Annotated in this window: 16 protein-coding genes; 2 read left to right on the top strand and 14 right to left on the bottom strand. The window is 71.5% G+C overall.

What is annotated here, in order from left to right; translation table 11 throughout:
• Window positions 1-78: 78 nt before the first annotated feature.
• The 7 genes from EDF42_RS04650 to EDF42_RS04620 form a co-directional block, all read right to left on the bottom strand.
• On the bottom strand, window positions 79-3,939 hold the full coding sequence (locus tag EDF42_RS04650; protein ID WP_123671613.1) for an AAA family ATPase: 3,861 nt from the start codon (window positions 3,937-3,939) through the stop codon (window positions 79-81).
• A 68-nt stretch (window positions 3,940-4,007) separates the two neighbouring features.
• Window positions 4,008-4,979 (bottom strand): bifunctional DNA-formamidopyrimidine glycosylase/DNA-(apurinic or apyrimidinic site) lyase, encoded by a 972-nt coding sequence (gene mutM, locus EDF42_RS04645; RefSeq protein ID WP_123671612.1) that lies wholly within the window; start codon window positions 4,977-4,979, stop codon window positions 4,008-4,010.
• A gap of 4 nt (window positions 4,980-4,983) precedes the next feature.
• Complete coding sequence (gene rnc, locus EDF42_RS04640) at window positions 4,984-5,709, bottom strand: ribonuclease III (protein ID WP_228506018.1); 726 nt, start codon at window positions 5,707-5,709, stop codon at window positions 4,984-4,986.
• Window positions 5,710-5,722: 13 nt separating this feature from the next.
• Entirely contained in the window at window positions 5,723-5,926 is a 204-nt protein-coding gene (rpmF, locus tag EDF42_RS04635; protein WP_017888273.1) for a 50S ribosomal protein L32, read from the bottom strand.
• Between the two features lie 55 nt (window positions 5,927-5,981).
• Window positions 5,982-6,563, bottom strand: a complete 582-nt coding sequence (locus tag EDF42_RS04630) for a DUF177 domain-containing protein (RefSeq protein ID WP_111086054.1) — start codon at window positions 6,561-6,563, stop codon at window positions 5,982-5,984.
• Between the two features lie 118 nt (window positions 6,564-6,681).
• Window positions 6,682-7,167 (bottom strand): pantetheine-phosphate adenylyltransferase, encoded by a 486-nt coding sequence (gene coaD / locus EDF42_RS04625; RefSeq protein ID WP_111086053.1) that lies wholly within the window; start codon window positions 7,165-7,167, stop codon window positions 6,682-6,684.
• Between the two features lie 43 nt (window positions 7,168-7,210).
• Entirely contained in the window at window positions 7,211-9,439 is a 2,229-nt protein-coding gene (locus EDF42_RS04620) for an ATP-dependent DNA helicase RecG (RefSeq protein WP_123671851.1), read from the bottom strand.
• Window positions 9,440-9,525: 86 nt separating this feature from the next.
• Between EDF42_RS04620 and EDF42_RS04615 the strand changes: the two genes are divergently transcribed.
• A complete protein-coding gene (locus tag EDF42_RS04615) occupies window positions 9,526-10,089 on the top strand; it encodes an RsmD family RNA methyltransferase (RefSeq protein WP_123671611.1) in 564 nt (187 codons plus the stop codon).
• Window positions 10,090-10,306: 217 nt separating this feature from the next.
• Here EDF42_RS04615 and thiL read toward each other — a convergent pair whose 3' ends face one another.
• On the bottom strand, window positions 10,307-11,302 hold the full coding sequence (gene thiL / locus EDF42_RS04610) for a thiamine-phosphate kinase (protein ID WP_123671610.1): 996 nt from the start codon (window positions 11,300-11,302) through the stop codon (window positions 10,307-10,309).
• Between the two features lie 24 nt (window positions 11,303-11,326).
• Between thiL and EDF42_RS04605 the strand changes: the two genes are divergently transcribed.
• Window positions 11,327-11,812 (top strand): DUF3515 family protein, encoded by a 486-nt coding sequence (locus EDF42_RS04605; RefSeq protein WP_123671609.1) that lies wholly within the window; start codon window positions 11,327-11,329, stop codon window positions 11,810-11,812.
• Between the two features lie 84 nt (window positions 11,813-11,896).
• On the opposite strand, the gene EDF42_RS04600 is transcribed toward EDF42_RS04605, so the two are convergent.
• The 6 genes from EDF42_RS04600 to leuC all read right to left on the bottom strand — a co-directional run bounded on the left by EDF42_RS04600 (window position 11,897) and on the right by leuC (window position 18,406).
• Complete coding sequence (locus tag EDF42_RS04600) at window positions 11,897-13,006, bottom strand: D-alanine--D-alanine ligase family protein (protein WP_311316777.1); 1,110 nt, start codon at window positions 13,004-13,006, stop codon at window positions 11,897-11,899.
• Between the two features lie 32 nt (window positions 13,007-13,038).
• The gene (locus EDF42_RS04595; protein ID WP_123339924.1) at window positions 13,039-14,052 is read right to left on the bottom strand and encodes an NAD(P)H-dependent glycerol-3-phosphate dehydrogenase; all 1,014 of its coding nucleotides are present in this window, start codon (window positions 14,050-14,052) and stop codon (window positions 13,039-13,041) included.
• Window positions 14,053-14,131: 79 nt separating this feature from the next.
• Window positions 14,132-14,905, bottom strand: coding sequence for a 1-acyl-sn-glycerol-3-phosphate acyltransferase (locus tag EDF42_RS04590; RefSeq protein WP_123294848.1), 774 nt, complete (start codon window positions 14,903-14,905; stop codon window positions 14,132-14,134).
• A gap of 98 nt (window positions 14,906-15,003) precedes the next feature.
• On the bottom strand, window positions 15,004-16,371 hold the full coding sequence (gene murA, locus EDF42_RS04585; protein ID WP_123294811.1) for a UDP-N-acetylglucosamine 1-carboxyvinyltransferase: 1,368 nt from the start codon (window positions 16,369-16,371) through the stop codon (window positions 15,004-15,006).
• A complete protein-coding gene (gene leuD, locus EDF42_RS04580) occupies window positions 16,371-16,967 on the bottom strand; it encodes a 3-isopropylmalate dehydratase small subunit (RefSeq protein WP_123671608.1) in 597 nt (198 codons plus the stop codon). Before leuD ends, murA begins: the two co-directional genes overlap by 1 nt.
• The gene (leuC, locus tag EDF42_RS04575; protein WP_123671607.1) at window positions 16,967-18,406 is read right to left on the bottom strand and encodes a 3-isopropylmalate dehydratase large subunit; all 1,440 of its coding nucleotides are present in this window, start codon (window positions 18,404-18,406) and stop codon (window positions 16,967-16,969) included. The genes leuD and leuC overlap by 1 nt, the downstream gene beginning before the upstream one ends.
• Window positions 18,407-18,548: the final 142 nt, after the last annotated feature.

Raw genomic sequence — 18,548 nt, 5'->3', positions numbered from 1 at the left:
TCCGCGAAAGCGACAGCGTGCCGCGAACTGTTGGCGGACATCTGTCGCTTTCGCGGCACCGGGAGGCGACCAGTGCGGCTACGCGACCGCGTCGGCGGGCTCGCGCTTCTGCACCCGCTGGCCGACGACGGCGGACACGCCGTCCTGCCGCATCGACACCCCGTACAGGGCGTCGGCGATCTCCATCGTGCGCTTCTGGTGCGTGATGACGATGAGCTGCGAGGACTCGCGGAGCCGCTCGAACACCGTCAGCAGGCGACCGAGGTTGGCGTCGTCGAGGGCGGCCTCGACCTCGTCCATGATGTAGAACGGCGACGGCCTGGCGGTGAAGATCGCGACGAGCAGCGCCACTGCGGCCAGGGACCGCTCGCCGCCGGACAGCAGCGTCAGGCGGTCGATCTTCTTGCCGGCGGGCTTCACCTGCACGTCGATCCCGGTGCCGAGCAGGTCGGTCGGGTCGGTGAGGTTGATCGAGCCGGAGCCGCCCGGGAACAGGATCGGGAAGATGACGTCGAAGGCGTCCTTCGTGTCGTTGAACGCCGACTCGAAGATCGTCTGCATCTTCGTGTCGAGCTCGTCGATGATCGTCATCAGGTCGTTGCGGGTCTTCTGCAGGTCCTCGAGCTGCTCGGCGAGGAACGCGTGCCGCTGCTCGAGCGCCTGGAACTCCTCGAGCGCGAGCGGGTTCACCTTGCCGAGCCGGCCGAGGTCGCGTTCGGCGGCCTGCAGGCGGCGTTCCTGCTCCGCGCGGACGTACGGCACGGTCTCGACGTCGTCGGGGTCGACCTCGTCGGTGACGTCGAACTCGGGCAGAGCGGGGCCGCCGGGCAGGGTCGACGCGAGCTCGACGAGCGCCACGGTGTCGTCGCCGGGGCTGGTGTCGAGGTCCGCCGTGCCGCCGTCGGGGTCGATGTCGGTGTCGGCATCGTCGACCGGCGCCGTGTCGCTGTCGACCGGCGCCGTGTCGCTGTCGACCGGCACCGTGTCGCCGTCCGCCGGCACCGTGTCGCCGTCCGCCGGCTCGTCGAGGCCCGCCGCGGCAGCCGCCGCGCGCTCGGCGTCGCGGTGCTTCCGCGCCAGCACCCGCGGGTCCACCAGCACGTCGACCGGCACCGGCACGGTCGGCCCGTACTCGGTGACGAGCACGGCTTCGGTCAACCCGAGGTCGCTCAACGCCCGGTCGAGCACGCCCGACACGTGCAGTTTCTTCTCGTAGATCTCCATCTCGAGCGAGTGGACGCCGTCGGTGATGGTCTGCAGCCGGTCGCGGAGCTCGCGCTCCTCGTTCCGGATCGCCTGCAGTTCGGTGTTGCGCTTCGACCGTTCGGACTCCTCGGTCGCGAGCTGCACGCGTGCCTCGGCCAGCGACCGGTCGACGGCGCCCAGCACGCCCGGCAGGTCGGCGAGGACGGCTTCGGCGGTCTCGATCTGGCCGCGTCGGATCACCGCGCGACGCGCTGCTTCCTCTGCCGCCGCGCGCTCGGCCTCGAGCTGGCGTTCGAGCTGGTCGGCGCGGTGCCGTTCGGCGCGGACGCGCTCGCGCACGGTCTGCACCTGGATGCGCTGCTCGACCTCGGCGGCGCGTGCGGCCTCGAGTGCGTCCTGCAGGCCCGGACGCTCGGAGGCGTCGACGACGGGCCGCTCCTGCTCGGTGAACGCGCGGTGCGCCGCCTCGGCCTCTGCCTGGGCGGCGTCGACGAGCTCGACGGCGCCGTCGGTCTCGGCGAGGGCGGCACGCAGGCGCTCCACCTCGGCCGCCGCGTTCTCGGCCTTCGCCCGCGTCGAGGCGCTGGCCCGGTCGTACTCGGCCGTCGCCTTCGCGTGCGCGCGGGATGCAGCGTCGGCTTCGTCCGCACGGCGGCGTGCGTCCTCGACGGCGGTGCGTGCTGCCTGGAGGCCCGTGGCTGCGTCCTCGGCGTCCGCCCTGATGGCGTCGCGTCGCGTCACGGCGTCGTCGCGCTCCGCGACGAGCTCGATCCGCGAGGTCACGCGTTCCCCGCCGCCGGTGACGCGGACGGCGCGCACGAGGTCACCGGACCGGGTGACGACCGTCGCGTGCGGGGCGGCGGCGAGCACGGCCTCCAGGTCGAGTGTGTCGGCGGTCGCGCCTTGGCCGTCGGCAGTCTCCGCGATCAGGGTGTTCCGCAGGATCGCGGCGATCGCCGGCGGGCCCTGCACCAGGTCGAGGGCGCGGCGGACGCCGGGCGGCAGCGTGTCCGGCAGGTCCGTGGGGAGGACCTCGGCGTCCGCCACGACGACGTCGATGCGTCCGATGTCCGCGGAGCGGGCGTGGTCGACGGCGTCGAGCGCGACCGACCGGTCGTCGGCGAGGACGGCGTCGGCGAGCCCGTCGAGCGCGACGGCGACGGCGCCCTCGAACCCGGGCACCACCGTGAGCGCGTCGGCCAGACGCCCGACGATGCCCGCGCGTCCGGCGTCGATGAGCGCCTGCGAACCGTCGCGGACGTCGATCGACATGCCGAGCGCCGCGACCCGCGCGTCGAGGGCGTCCCGCTCGCGCTCGAGGGCGTGCAGCCGGTCGCGCCGCTCGTCGCGTGCGGCCTGCGCGGTCTCCAGCTGCGCACGAGCCGCCTGGAGCGTGGCGGCGAGGGCCTCGTCGTCGACCCCCTCGGACGGATCGGTGCCGAGTTCGGCGAGGGCCGCGGTCGCACGCTCGGCGCGTTCGCCCGCCTCGGCGAGGGCCCGCCCGCGACGCTCACGGTCCGCCACCGTGGACCCGCGCTTCGACCGGGCCACGTCGACGGCGTTCGCCAGCCGCTGCGCCTCGAGGTCGTGCTGCGAGACGCGGGCGGCCTGCGCGGCGATGCGTTCGTCGAGGGCGTCGAGCGCGTCACGTGCGGCCTGCACCGCACGGGCGGTCTCCGCAGAGCCGCCCTGCATCTCGTCGGCGCGGGCGGCGAGCCGATCGGCCTCGGCACGGACACCGGCCACCCGCTCCGGGGTGGTCGAGGGGCCCTGCTGCGGGGCGTCGGCCTGTTGCGCCAGGAACATCAGCCGCTGGTTCGCCAGGCTGGACAGCCCGCGCAGGCGCTCCTGCACGCTCTCCAGGCGGTGCACCACGGTCCGGGCGCGGTCGACGTCGTCGCCGACCATGCTCTGCTCGACGTGCTGCTGGCGGACCCGGGTCTGGTCGAGTCGCTCGGTCAGGACGATGCGCTCGGACTTGCGGCCCGCCTCGACCTCCTGGTGGTCGTGCAGCTCGCGGCGCAGCCGGACGACGTCGTCGGCGAGGATGCGGGCCTTGGCGTCCCGCGCGACGGCGGCGACGGACTGGGCCTTGCGCGCGACCTCGGCCTGGCGGCCGAGCGGCTTCAGCTGGCGCCGGATCTCGCCCGCCAGGTCGGACAGGCGGGTCAGGTTCGTCTGCATCGCGTCGAGCTTCCGGAGGGTCTTCTCCTTGCGGCGACGGTGCTTCAGGATGCCGGCGGCTTCCTCGATGAACCCGCGGCGGTCCTCCGGGGTGGCGTGCAGGACCTTGTCGAGCTGTCCCTGCCCGACGATGACGTGCATCTCGCGGCCGAGGCCGGTGTCGCTCAGGAGTTCCTGCACGTCGAGCAGCCGGCAGTTCTCGCCGTTGATGGCGTACTCACTGCCGCCGTTGCGGAACAGCGTGCGCGCGATCGTCACCTCGGAGTAGTCGATCGGCAGCAGGCCGTCGGTGTTGTCGATCGTCAGCAGCACCTGGGCACGGCCGAGCGGTCCGCGGGTCGAGGTGCCCGCGAAGATGACGTCCTCCATCTTGCCGCCGCGCAGGGTCTTCGCCCCCTGCTCCCCCATCACCCAGGCCAGGGCGTCGACGACGTTGGACTTGCCCGAGCCGTTCGGGCCGACGATGCACGTGACGCCCGGCTCGAACGCGAACGTCGTCGGCTGCGCGAAGGACTTGAACCCCTTGATGGTCAGGCTCTTCAAGTACATGCGGTCTCCGGGTGTGCTCACGCGTGCTGCGGCGGGGCCGCTGCTGGGCTGTGCTGCTGGGCGCCAGGCTAACGCGTACGGGCGCGTGGACGCGGTTGGCACACGGGGCAGATGTGGCTGGACCGGTTCATGAAGGCCTCGCGCACGATCGTCGTGCCGCAGCGGGGGCAGGGCTTCCCCTGCTGGCCGTAGACGTTCAGACGCTGCGAGAAGTACCCGGACTGCCCGTTGACGTTGACGTACTGGGCGTCGAAGCTCGTCCCGCCGTCCTCGAGCGCACGCCGGAGGACACTGCGCACCTCGTGCAGCAGGCGTGCGAGGTCGGCACGGGTCAGCCGCTCGGCCGGTCGGTCGTAGTGCAGCTTCGCAGCCCAGAGGGACTCGTCGGCGTAGATGTTGCCGATGCCGCTCACGACGCCCTGGTCGAGCAGGATCCGCTTGATGCCGCTCGAACGCTTCCGGGCGATGGCGGTGAAGCGGTCGTCGTCGAACGCGGGGTCGAGCGGGTCGCGGGCGATGTGCGACACCTGCTGCGGCACGCTCCGGCGCCACACGGCGTCGGGGTCCGATGCGTCGACGTGCCCGGCGAACCCGGCGGGGGCGCCGTCGACCGTCGGCACCATCGCGTCGATCGCCATCGAGCCGAAGGTGCGCTGGTCGACGAACTCGAGCTCGACCGCGGGTTCGGCGGTGCCGTCGCGGTCGGTGCCGGCGGGTTGCACGTCGATGCGGATGCGGCGGTGCTTCGCCGCCGGTCGATCGCGGCCGAGCAGGATCTGGCCGCTCATGCCGAGGTGAGCGACGAGCGCTTCGGGCCGGTCACCCTCGTGCTCGGGCTGCAACGGCATCCAGAGGAACTTGCCCCGACGGACCGCTGCGGCGATGGTGCGACCGGTCAGGCGGTCGGCGAAGTCCTCGGCCGGGCCGTCGTGCCGGGTGAGCGCGCGCTCGTCCACGACGTCGACGTGCAGCACCCGAGCGCCGCTGACCGCGGGTTCGAGGCCGGCGCGGACGACCTCGACCTCGGGGAGTTCGGGCACGCGGTCAGGCCGCTCGGCCGGAGAGCCGGGTCCAGGCGTCGAGCGCCGCGGACATCTCGGCGGCCTTCTTGCTCGAGCCGGTGCCGACGGCGATGTCCTCGCCCTGCAGGACGACGGTCGCGCTGAAGGTCTTGTCGTGGTCCGGGCCGGTCTCGGTGACGCGGTAGGCCGGGTTGCCGAGCGACAGGCTCGCCGCGAGCTCCTGCAGGCTCGTCTTCGGGTCCATCGCGGCGCCGAAGCGGTCGGGGTCGATCATCAGCGGTTCGACCAGGCGGAGCACCAGGTCGGTCGCGGGGTCGGGGCCAGCTGACAGGTAGGTGGCACCGATGACGGCTTCGACGGTGTCGGCGAGGATCGACGACTTGTCGCGGCCGCCGGTCTGTTCCTCGCCCTTGCCGAGGCGCAGGTACTGGCCGAGCCCGATCATCCGGGCGATCTCGGCCAGCGCGACCGTCGACACCAGGCTGGCGCGACGCTTCGCGAGGTCACCCTCGTCGAGGTCTGGGAAGGACCGGTAGAGCTTCACGGTCACGGCCTGGCCGAGGATCGAGTCGCCGAGGAACTCGAGGCGCTCGTTGTGCTTGATGCCCCCGTGCTCGTAGGCGTAGGAGCGGTGTGTCAGGGCGAGCTGGAGCAGCTCGAGGTCGATGTCGACCCCGAGCTGGCCCTGCAGACGAACGACGTCCGGCCCCACGGGGCGGGACCCCGTGGCGCCGGACGTCGTCGTCATGCGTTCGGTCCGATCAGACGTCGGCGACCTTGCGGCCCTTGTACTCCATGTACAGGGGGGTGCCGGCCGAGTCCTCGACGACCTTCGCGCGGTGCGGGAGGCTGTAGGTGACCTGACCGTTCTCGATCGTCTTGACGAGCTGGATCGGCGTGGCCTTCCACTGCGAACGACGGGCGTGCGTGTTCGCACGGGACTGCTTGCGCTTGGGAACGGCCATGGTGAATCTCTTTCGGTTGGTCGGTGGTCGGTACGGGGGCTGGCGGTGTCGGGGCCTACTCGGCCTCGGCCCGCTCCTCGCCCTCGGTGGTCTTCGTGTCGGTGGTGTCGCCGTGGGCGGCACGCTCGGCTGCTTCGAGCTGGATGCCGGTCAGGGCTGCCCAGCGCGGGTCCAGGGTCTCGTGAACGGGCTGCTCATCGAGGTCGGCCAGTCGCTCGCCCGTCACCGGGTCGAGGCCTGGGCAGTCCGGTCGGCAGACCGGCTGGAACGGCAGCGCCAGCACCACCGCATCTCGAACGACCTGTTCGCAGTCCACGTGGTCATCGCGAACGAAGAAGTCGAAATCCTCCGAGGCATCATACGCGAACAGCTCGGCGAAATCGACCTCGACGGGTTCGCTGATGTCGATGAGGCAGCGCGAGCACTCCCCCGTCGCGTCGGCCGAGGCGTGACCGGACACGAGGACACCCTCGTGCAGGCCCTCGAGCCGCAGGTCGATGCGCAGCGGAGCACCTTCGCGCACCGCGATCACACCGGCTCCCAGCGCGTCCGGCACCACGATGTCGAGCGAGTGCTCGCGCATCTCGCCCGGACGGTGCGCCAGGTCGCGCACGCGCAGGGCGTAGGGGCTGTTCACGTGGGAAGACACGATCGTCAACCCTAGCGTGAACGCAGCCGAGAGTCGAGGCAGGCGGGGGTGTGTCCGCGCGTCGGCCGGCCGGGCTTCCGGCTCGGCGCGCGGCTCGGCGTACGGCTCAGCGTGCGGCGAGGGCTGCTGCCACGGCCTTCGGCACGTAGGGGGTGACGTCGCCGCCGAGCGTCGACACCTGGCGGATGAGCGAGCTCGACACGTGGGAGCGCGAGGCGTCGGGCAGCAGGAACACGGTCTCGACGTCGGCGAGGTGCCGGTTCATGATCGCCATCGGGGTCTCGTAGGCGACGTCCTCGCCCGATCGCACGCCCTTGACGAGCACCTTCGCCCCGACCTGCCGGCAGTAGTCGACGAGGAGCCCGGAGGTCCACTCCCCGACCCGGACCGTTCCCGGCGTGCCGACCTCGGCCAGGGACTCCTCGATGAGCCGGACGCGGTCGACCGCCTCGAACATCGCGGGCTTCTTGTCCGGGTTGTGCACCACGAGCACATGCACCTCGTCGAACAGCCCGGCGGCTCGACCGATGACGTCGAGGTGCCCGAGCGTGACGGGGTCGAAGGAACCGGGGACCACCGCGATCTGCGCCATGGCAGCGACGATACCGGTCCGTGCCGGGGCGTCCGGTTCCGGGTCAGTTCTTGCCGAGGAACGCCGCGTCGGACTCGTCGAGGCGGCGTGCCAGTGCCTCACGCAGGGCCGGGGACCCGTCGAGCTCGGGATCGGGTTCGAGGACCCGCTCGGCTTCGCCACGGGCGTCCACGATGAGGTCGGCGTGCTCGACCACGCGCAGCAGGTTCAGTGACGACCGGCCGCCCGACTGCCGCTCGCCGAGCACGTCGCCCTCGCGCCGGAGTTCGAGGTCGACCCGGGCGAGCTCGAAGCCGTCGTCCGAGGCCGACACCGCGTCGACGCGCTCCCGCGAGGTGGTCTCGAGCTCGGCGGTGGTGACGAGCAGGCAGACGCCCGCCCACTGCCCACGGCCGATGCGGCCGCGCAGCTGGTGCAGCTGGGAGACGCCGAAGCGATCGGCGTCGAGCACGGCCATCATCGCGGCGTTCGGCACGTCGACACCGACCTCGATCACGGTCGTGGCGACGAGGACGTCCAGGTCGCCGGCGGCGAAGGACGTCATCACGCGGTCCTTCTCCTCCGCCGTCATCCGGCCGTGCAGCACCGCGATCCGCCGGCCATCGAGCACGGGCATCGTGCGCATCCGCTCGGCGGTGGCGAGCACGGTCGCCGGCGCGCGCTTGGGGGCGTCGTCCTCGGACTCGGCGGGCGCGGGTTCGCCGTCGTCCTCGGCGTGGGCGTCGTCGATCGCGGGGCAGACCACGAAGGCCTGACGCCCCTTGTCGAGCTCCTCCGCCATCCGGGACCAGATGCGGGACTCCCACCCGGGGTGCTCCGCCAGCGGGACCGTGAAGGTCTCGACGCCGGCACGACCGGAGGGCAGCCCGGTGATCGTCGAGACGTCGAGGTCACCGAACACCGTCATCGCGACGGTGCGCGGGATCGGGGTGGCGGTGAGCACCAGGACGTGCGGCGGGGTCGCGCCCTTGGTCCGGAGCGCTTCACGCTGCTCGACGCCGAAGCGGTGCTGTTCGTCGACGACCACGAGCCCGAGCTCCGCGAAGTCGACGCGGTCGCCGAGCAGGGCGTGGGTGCCGACCACGAGCCGCGAGCTGCCCGACGCCGCGGCGAGCAGCGCCCGTCGGCGTTCGTCGGTGGACTGCGACCCGGTCAGGATCACCGGACGGAGCTCGGCCGCGAGGTCCGGTCCGAGGAACTTCACGATGGACCGCAGGTGCTGCGCGGCCAGCACCTCGGTCGGGGCGATGAGGGCGGACTGCCCACCGGACTCGGCCACCGTGAGCATGGCGCGGATGGCCACGAGGGTCTTGCCCGAGCCGACCTCGCCCTGCACCAGCCGGTGCATCGGCCAGGTGCGGGCGATGTCGGTGTCGATCTCGGCACCGACGGCACGCTGGTCGTCGGTCAGGGTGAACGGCAGGGTGGCGTCGAAGCGCTCGAGGATGCCACCGGGAGCAGCCACCCGCGGGGTCGCCGCGGTGCGTCGCGCGCGGATCCGGCGCTGCACCAGGGCGGTCTGCAGCACGAATGCCTCGCGGTAGCGCAGGGCGTCCTGTGCGCGCTTGAAGTCCGCGACCTTCTCGGGGCGGTGGAGGAGCTCGAGCGCCCGACGGAACGGGACGAGGTCGAGCCGGCTGCGCGCCGAGGCCGGTACCGGGTCGGGCAGGTCCGGCAGGGTGTCGAGCACGATGCCCATCGACTTCGCGATCTGCCACGAGGTGAGCGACGCCGTCGCCGGGTAGATCGGGATCGGCTGCCGCGACCACCGGATCGCTTCGTCCGAACCCGGGTCGGCCGTGGCGCGAGGGTCGTCGGGGTCGAAGAGCTCGTAGTCCGGGTGGGCGAGCTGGCGGGCACCGCGGTAGTCGCTGACCTTGCCGGAGAAGATGCCACGGGCACCGGGCACCAGGTCCTTGGTGCGCCAGCCCTGGTTGAAGAACGTCAGGGTGAGCAGCCCCTTGCCGTCGCCGATCTTCGCTTCGAGGATCGATCCGCGACGGGCACGCATCGTGCGCTCGCGGACGTCGACCACCTCGGCCACGATGGTGACCGGCTCACCGATCGCCAGGGAGTCGAGCGCCGTCAGGGCACCGCGCTCGGCGTAGCGCCGGGGTGCGTGCTCGAGGAACTCCCCCACCGTGCGGTGGCCGAACGCCTTCTCGATCGCGGACGCGGTCCGACCACCGAGCACGTTCGCGAGCCGCGCGTCGAGGGGCGCCGGACCGAGGTCGGGCGCGGCCGGCGCAGCGGGGGTTCCGGTGGTGACCACGGACACCACGGTACCGGGCACGACCGACGTGCCACGTGCCTCCCGTCCGGCCTGTGGACGACGCCGCCGGCCGATACGGTGGCTGTATGACCCGCATCATCGCCGGCGCCGCCGGCAACACGACGCTCCGTGTGCCGAAGTCCGGCACCCGGCCGACGAGCGACCGGGTGCGCGAAGCGCTGTTCTCGTCGCTCGAGGCCCGTGGGCTCGTCGACGACACCTCCGTCGCGGACCTCTACGCCGGCACCGGTGCCCTCGGGCTCGAAGCGGCGTCGCGCGGTGCGGTCGAGGTCGTGTTGGTCGACCGCGCGTCGGCCGCGGCGCAGGCGTGCCGGGCGAACGCGAAGGCCGTGCAGCAGCGGATCCCCGGGGTGCGGATCGACGTGCAGCCGCAGCCGGTGCTCGGGTACCTGCGCGGGACGGTGCGCACGTTCGACCTGGTCTTCATCGACCCGCCGTACGACGTGACGGAGCACGAGATCGCCGAGGTGCTCGAGACGCTGGTGCCGCGGTTGACCGCCGGTGCCGTGGTGGTCGTCGAGCGGAGCAAGCGCTCCGCCGAACCGACGTGGCCCGCTGGGCTCGAGCCGTTCAGCAAGCGCAGCTACGGCGAGACCGTGGCGTGGGAGGCCGTGGCCGCCGAGGGCTGAGCCGCGCGGGTCTCGGTGGGTGGGCGCGTTTCGCGACGATCCACGAGTTGATCGACGCGTGCCGTGTCGCAAGATGCGCATGCATCGGATGCGTGCGCAACTTCCGACAGGACACCAGGTGATCGACGCGTGTTCCGTCGACAGATGCGCGCGCACTGACCGGGAGGCCCGGCTCGGCTCCGCCACGTCGCCTCCGTCCGGAGTCGGGCCGGGCGGGTCAGCCGGCGGCGCCGTCCCAGTCGGCGTAGGGGTCCCAGCCGGTCGTCGGCACCGGGGCTCCGGCGCGCAGCAGGTCCGCGTCGCCGCGGTCGCGCACGACTCCGATGCGGCGGAAGCCACCCGGCAGCGGGGCCTCGGCGGGGAAGGTCGCGAGCAGGCCGTGGTCCTCGCCGCCGTGCAGCGCGACCTCGTCGAGCGGGGCGTCGGCATCGAGGTCGAGCGCCACCCGGCTCGCACGGGCCAGCCGCCCGGCGTCGATCGCCAGGCCGTCGGACAGGTCGAGCATCGCCGTCGCCCCGGCCACAGCAGCGAGGGGCCCGTCGGTGATCGGCGGCACGGGGCGGCGCTGGCGGTCGACGTCGAGATCGGCGTCCGCACCGCTCGCCACCGTCGCTGCACGGTCCGGCTCGCCCTGCGCGTCCACGCCGTCACGGAAGAGCCGTGCGAGCCCGCGGGCAGCACGGCCGAGTTCGCCGGAGACCGCCACGACGTCGCCCACACGAGCCCCTGACCGGAGCACCGGGGCCAGGCCACCGAGGTCGCCGAACGCCGTCACCGCCACCGTGAAGGTCGCCGAGGTGGAGAGGTCGCCGCCGACCACACCGCATCCGGGCGCGAGGGCGTCGACGGCGAGGCGGAACCCGTTCGCGATGCCCTCGAGCACCGCCACGGGGGTGTCCTGCGGTGCGGCGAGAGCAATGACGAGGCCACTCGGCACCGCGCCCATCGCCGCGACGTCCGACAGGTTCGTCGCGGCGGCCTTCCAGCCGACGTCCTCGGGCGATGACCACGCCCACCGGAAGTCCGGGCCGTGCACCATCATGTCCGTCGTCACGACGAACCGGCCGTCGGGAGCGGCGACGACGGCGCAGTCGTCCCCGGGCCCCACGAGCGGTGAGCCCGCCGGCAGCCGGCTCGTGATCCGGTCGAGGACGACCAGCTCACCGAGCTCCCCCACGGTCGGTCCGGCCCAGGCGTCGTACGTCGCGTCCACACGAGAACGGTAGCCTGGACCGCGATGGACACCGCGCGCCGCACCCCTCGCACCCTCGCGATCGCGGGGGTCGTGATCGCCCTCGCGGCAGGGCTGACCGGGTGCACGAACTCCGTCGGCATGAGCGCGGCACCCTCCGCGAACGCAGCGGCGTGCGCGGCCGCACAGGTGCGGTTGCCCGCGACCGTCGACTCGACGTACGACCTGCGGAACACCAACGCGCAGTCCACCGCGGCCTGGGGCGACCCCGAGGCCGCGCTGTACCACTGCGGCGTGGCCGTGCCGACCGTGTCCGACCTGCCGTGCTTCACGCTCGGGTCGGTCGACTGGATCCGCGACGACCGCGGCAAGCAGATCGTCTACACGACGTTCGGACGGTCCCCGGCGGTGCAGGTCGTCGTCGACACGTCGAAGACCGGCAACGCGGTGCTGCAGGACATCGCGACGGCGGTGTCGACCCTGCCGAAGGACGGCCACAAGTGCCTGGAACCGTCTGACGTGCAGGGCTGAGCCGAAGGACGGAGCAGCACCGACCAACGCAGTGCCTGGAACCGTCTGACGTGCAGGGCTGACACACCCCGACCCCGACCAGCGTCAGCGGACGGCGGCGCGCCCCAGCTCGATGAGCTCGGTGACCAGCTCGCCGTAGGACACACCGGATGCCGCCCAGCAGCGCGGGTACATCGACAGCGGGGTGAACCCGGGCATCGTGTTGACCTCGTTCACGACGAAGCCGTCGTCGGTCAGGAAGCAGTCGACCCGGGCCAGCCCCGAGCCACCGATGGCCTCGAACGCGCGTGCACCGATCGACCGGATCTCGTCGGTCTGCGCCTCGGTGAGCGGCGCCGGGCACAGCAGCGACTCGTCGCCACCGAGGTACTTCGACGCGAAGTCGTAGAAACCGTCCTCGGCCACGACGATCTCGCCGGGCAGGCTCGTGCGCGGCGCACCGTCACGGCCCTCGAGCACGGCGACCTCGACCTCGCGGCCGACGACGCGGGGTTCGACGATCACCTTGGAGTCGTGTTCGAACGCCAGGTCCATCGCGGCGCCGAGCTCGTCGGGCCCGTCGACGCGCGAGACGCCCATGCTCGACCCGGCGCGTGCCGGCTTCACGAACAGCGGCCAGCCGTGCGCCGCGATCGTCTCGGCGACGTCGACCGGGTCGGCCGCCCACTCGCGGCGGAGCACGGTCGTCCAGGGAGCGACCCGCAGACCGGCGTGCTCGAGGACGGCCTTCGCGACGTGCTTGTCCATCGCCAGGGCACTCGCGAGCACGCCGTCACCGACGTACGGCAGACCGGCGATCTCGAGCAGGCCCTGGATCGTGCCGTCCTCGCCGAACGGACCGTGCAGGATCGGGAACACGACGTCGACGGCGACGGTCGTGACCGAGCCGTCCGGGTGCGAGACGACGAGTTCGTTCGTCGCCGGCGAGGTCGGGAACGCCACACGCGTGCCGTTGTCGGGCACGGTCGGCAGGGAGCCGTCGCGGATCGCCCACTGCGAGGGGTCGTCGGACTGCAGCGTGAACCCGCCGTCCTTCGTGATGCCGATCGGGACGATCTCGTACTCGGTGCGGTCGACGACGTCCATGATGCCGCCGGCGGTCACGCAGCTGATCTCGTGCTCGCTCGAGCGCCCGCCGAACAGGACGGCGACGGTGGTCGTGGGAACGTCGGTTCCCTCGGGGATCGTGGGCACGGGAGTCCCTTCGTGACTCGGTGCGGGACCGGTCACTCGCCCTGGGGCTCGTCGGTCTCGGTGAGGTGCGGCGCGATGTTGCGCGGATCGAGCCTACCGGCGAGGACCTCGCCGACCTGGCTGACGATGGGCATGTCGACGCCGTTCGCGGCGGCGAGCTCGAGGATCGGTGCGACGGACGCCAGGCCCTCGGCGGTCTGGTTCATCTGCCGCACGACCTCGTCGAACCGGTAGCCCTGCCCGAGCAGGCGCCCGGCCGTGTTGTTCCGGGACAGCGGCGACTGGCAGGTCGCGATGAGGTCGCCGAGGCCCGCGAGCCCCGACAGGGTCGACGGCTGCGCGCCGAGGGACACCGCGAACTCGGTCATCTCGGCGAGCCCGCGCGTGATGATCGACGCTTTGGTGTTCTCGCCGTAACCGACGCCGTCGACGATGCCGATCGCGACGGCGATGAGGTTCTTCAGCACGCCGCCGAACTCGGTGCCGATGACGTCGGTGTTGATGAACGACCTGAAGTACGGGTTCGTGGCGACGGCGGCGACGGCGGTGGCAGTCTCCAGCGAGGACGACGACACGACGGCGGCGGTCGGCTGCCGGCGCGCGATCTCGAGAGCCAGGTTCGGCCCGCTGGCGACGGCGATGCGGTCCTGGTCGATGCCCAGCCCTTGGAGCAGGACCTCGCTCATCCGCAGGCCGGTGCTCTTCTCGACGCCCTTCATCAGGCTGACGACCGGTACACCGGCGGGCAGGAGCTCGCGGATCGCGTCGAGGTTCGAGCGCAGGGTCTGCGACGGTACCGACACGTACACCTGGGTGGCGCCGTCGAGCACCTGCTCGAGCGACGTCGACGCCGTGAGGGTGCGGGGCAGGTTGATGCCGGGCAGGTAGTCGGAGTTCCGCTTCGTCTCGGTGATCTCGCGGGCGACCTCGGGACGACGGGCCCACACGACCGTGGAGGCACCGCCCTCGGCGAGCACCTTCGCGAACGTGGTGCCCCAGCTGCCGGCACCGATGACCGCCACGCGGGGCTTGTCGGTCGACTGCATCACCACCCGGATCGCGGCGGTGTCGAAGGCACCCGGCGCTGCTGCGACGGGGTCGGGACGATCGTCGTGCGGGCGGAGGTCACTCAAACCGGCCGGTCTCCTTCTGGTTGTTCGCCGCCGGGTCCCAGCGGGTCTTCGGGGCCTGCTCGCCACGGAGCTGCTCGAGCAGCTCCGTGATGCGCTGCATGAGCAGCTCGGTGGCCTCGGTCAGCATCTGCTGGTCGATCGGCCGGCCACGGTAGGCGGACAGGTCGACGGGGTCGCCGACGATGACGTCCACGCGCGACCGCGGGAACAGGCGGAGCTTGTTCGAGTAGCGCGCCATGATGCCCTGCGTACCCCAGTGGGCCATCGGGATCAGCGGCACGTCGTTCTCGAGCGCGATGCGGACGGCTCCGGTCTTGCCGCGCATCGGCCACAGGTCGGGGTCGCGGGTGAGCGTGCCCTCGGGGTAGACGATGATCGCCCCGCCCTGCTCGATGAGCGATCGCCCGCCACCGAGCGGGTCGCTCAACCGGGTTCGGCCGGAGCGCTCGACCGGGATCTGGCCCATGCCGGACATGAGCTTGCCGAAGACGGGCACCTTGAACAGCGAGGCCTTGGCCAGGAACCGCGGGGCCCGCCGACTGATGTAGACGGCGGTGCCGACGACCAGCGGGTCGATGTTCGTGAAGTGGTTCGGCGCGAGCACGAAGGCACCGTCCGCCGGCAGGCGGTTCGGGCCGTACCAGTGGTAGTTCGACGAGAACCGGAACGTCGGGATGACGATCGACGCCACGATGCGGAACGCGGGGTTGAGCTCCCCGCGCTTCCAACGCCGTCCACGCACCGGCAGGCCGGTCGCGACCTGCACGGCGGACGCACCACGGGCCTCCCGGCCATCGCCCTGGCGCGACGGGCCGTCACCCGGACGCGACGGACCGTCACCCGGCTGCGGAACCGACACCGCGACTAACCCGCGAAGTCGAAGTCGGCGCCCAGCTTCCGCAGCTTCGGGATGAAGTGCTCGTAGCCGCGGCTGATGATGCCGACGTTGGTGATGTGGGACTCGCCGTCGGCGGTCAGCGCCGCGATGAGGTGGCTGAAGCCACCGCGGAGGTCGGGGACCCGGACGTTCGCCGCGTGCAGCGTCGTCGGACCGGTGATGACCGCGGCCTGCTCGAACGGGCGACGGGCGACACGGCGGTCGTGCCCGGGCAGCCCTTCCTTGTGGACGACGATGTCGGCGCCCATCTCGTTCAGCGCGTCGGTGAAGCCGAAGCGGTTCTCGTACACGGTCTCGTGCACGATGCTCTGCCCCTCGGCCTGGGTCAGCGCCACGACGAGCGGCTGCTGCCAGTCGGTCATGAAGCCGGGGTGCACGTCGGTCTCGATGACGACGGGCTTGAGGGTGTCGCGCTCGCGGTAGAAGCGGATGCCGTCCTCTTGCACGTCGAAGCCGCCGCCGACCTTGCGGAAGACGTTGAGGAACGTCATGAGCTCCTGCTGGTTCGCCCCCTCGACGAAGATGTCGCCGTCGGTGGCGAGCGCGGCGGAGGCCCAGCTGGCTGCCTCGTTGCGGTCGTTGATCGCACGGTGCGTGTAGCCGCGCAGCGACTCGACGCCCTCGATGAAGATCACGCGGTTCGGCTCGACGGACACGATCGCGCCCATCTTCTGCAGGATCGCGATGAGGTCCATGATCTCGGGTTCGATCGCCGCGTTCCGCAGCTCCGTGACGCCGGTCGCCAGGACGGACGACAGCAGGACCTGCTCGGTCGCGCCGACGCTCGGGTACGGCAGCTCGATGGACGCGCCCTTCAGCCCGTTCGGAGCCGTCAGGTGGATGCCGTTGACCTGCTTGTCTACGACGGCACCCATGGCGCGGAGCGCGTCGAGGTGGAAGTCGATCGGGCGGTCGCCGATGCGGCAGCCACCGAGGTCGGGGATGAACGCCTCACCGAGCTTGTGCAGCAGCGGGCCGCAGAACAGGATCGGGATGCGGCTCGAGCCGGCGTGGGCGTCGATCTCGGCGAAGTGCGCCGACTCGACGTTGGCCGGGTCGAGGATGAGCTCGCCTCGTGCAGGATCGGTGATGCGCACGCCGTGCACCTCGAGCAGCCCACGGACGACCTTGACGTCGGAGATGTCCGGGACGTCCTTGAGGATCGACGGGGTGTCACCGAGCAGCGACGCCACCATGGCCTTGGTCGCGAGGTTCTTCGCCCCGCGGACCTCGATGCGCCCCACGAGCGGCTTGCCCCCGCGGATGACGATCTCGTCCGACTTGAGGCCCACGCGCGCCCCTGCGGCCGCTGCGTCCTGTACGAGAGAGTTCACTACTTCACCGGCAATGTCTTCGGCCGCCAACTGGAGCGGCGGGATTCGAACTCCGTGATCGAGGTCTCGTCACGGAGGGTGAGCCCGATGTCGTCGAGCCCTTCCATCAACCGCCAACGAGTGTAAGCGTCGATCTCGAAGAGGACGTCCACATCCCCGAGCGACACGCGCTGCGCCACCAGGTCCACGGTCGCCGACACCCCCGGGTTCCGCTCGATCTCGGCCCAGAGCCGCTCGACTTCCGATTCGGTCACGATCGCGGTGACCAGGCCCTGCTTGCCCGCGTTGCCCTTGAAGATGTCCGCGAACCGGGGCGAGATCACGACCGCGAAGCCGAAGTCGCGGAGCGCCCACACCGCGTGCTCGCGCGACGAACCGGTACCGAAGTCGGGACCGGCAACGAGCACCTTCGCGCCCTGGTACTCGGGCTGGTTCAGCACGAACGACGGGTCCTGGCGCCAGCCGGAGAACAGGGCGTCCTCGAAGCCGGTCTTCGTGACGCGCTTGAGGTAGACCGCGGGGATGATCTGGTCGGTGTCGACGTTCGACCGCTTGAGCGGGGCGGCGATGCCGGTGACGGTGGTGATCTTGTCCATCAGACTGCCCCTTCCAGGACGGTGTTCGCTTCGGAGTTCTCCAGGTCCCACGGGCTGGACAGCGTGCCGCGGATCGCGGTGGCGGCGGCGACCAGCGGCGACACCAGGTGGGTGCGCCCACCCTTGCCCTGGCGCCCCTCGAAGTTGCGGTTCGAGGTGCTCGCGCAGCGCTCCCCCGGTGCGAGCTGGTCGGGGTTCATGCCGAGGCACATCGAGCAGCCGGCGAACCGCCACTCGGCGCCGAACTCCTTGATGACGACGTCGAGCCCCTCGGCCTCGGCCTCGAGCCGGACGCGGGCGGACCCCGGCACGACCATGACCCGGACGCCGTCGGCCTTCTTGCGGCCCTGGATGATCGACGCGAAGGCCCGCAGGTCCTCGATCCGGGAGTTCGTGCACGAGCCCATGAAGACCGCGTCGACGGCGATGTCCTTCATCGGGGTGCCGGCGGCGATGTCCATGTAGTCGAGGGCCCGCTGCGCAGCGGCCTGGTCGTTCGGGTCTTCGAAGTCAAGAGGCGAAGGCACGCTCTCGGACAGCGAGACGCCCTGGCCGGGGTTGGTGCCCCAGGTGACGAAGGGCTCGAGCTCGTCGGCGTCGATGAAGACCTCGGCGTCGAACACGGCGTCGTCGTCGGTCGCCAGGGTGTCCCAGTACGCGACGGCGTCGTCCCAGTCGGAACCGGTCGGGGCGTGGTCGCGGCCCTGGACGTAGTCGTAGGTGATCTGGTCGGGGGCGACCATCCCGGCGCGGGCTCCGGCCTCGATCGACATGTTGCAGATCGTCATCCGGCCCTCCATCGAGAGCGCACGGATCGCGGAACCGCGGTACTCGAGCACGTAGCCCTGTCCGCCGCCGGTGCCGATCTTCGCGATGACCGCCAGGATGATGTCCTTCGCGGTCACGCCCGGACGCAGCGTGCCCTCGACCGTGATCGCCATCGTCTTGAAGGGCTTCAGCGGCAGGGTCTGCGTCGCCAGCACGTGCTCGACCTCGGAGGTGCCGATGCCGAACGCCATCGCGCCGAACGCCCCGTGGGTGCTGGTGTGCGAGTCGCCGCAGACGACGGTGATGCCGGGCATCGTCAGGCCGAGCTGCGGGCCGACGACGTGCACGATCCCCTGCTCCTTGTCGCCGAGGGAGTGCAGGCGGACCCCGAACTCCTCGCAGTTGCGGCGCAGGGTCTCGATCTGGATCCGACTCGTCGGGTCCGCGATGGGGCGGTCGATGGCGAGCGTCGGGGTGTTGTGGTCCTCGGTCGCGATCGTCAGGTCCAGCCGGCGCACGGGGCGGCCGGCCTGGCGCAGGCCGTCGAACGCCTGCGGGCTCGTGACCTCGTGCACGAGGTGGAGGTCGATGTAGAGGAGGTCCGGGTTGCCGTCCTCACCCTTGACCACGACGTGGTCGTCCCACACCTTCTCGGCGAGCGTCCTACCCATGAGCTCGACTCCCTCGTTCTCGTCGTTGCGCCGCGACCGCGGCACGATCAGCGACTCTACCATTGGTATACCAACGCGTCGTCGCGTTCGCCGCGTGGTGCGGCGGTCGACCGGGAGGCCCGTGGCGACTCGACGACACCCG

This window comes from Curtobacterium sp. PhB172 (assembly GCF_003752545.1).
Classification (GTDB): Bacteria; Actinomycetota; Actinomycetes; order Actinomycetales; family Microbacteriaceae; genus Curtobacterium.
Note: the sequence above shows the minus strand (reverse complement) of the source record. Positions and strands in the feature narration are given on the sequence as shown.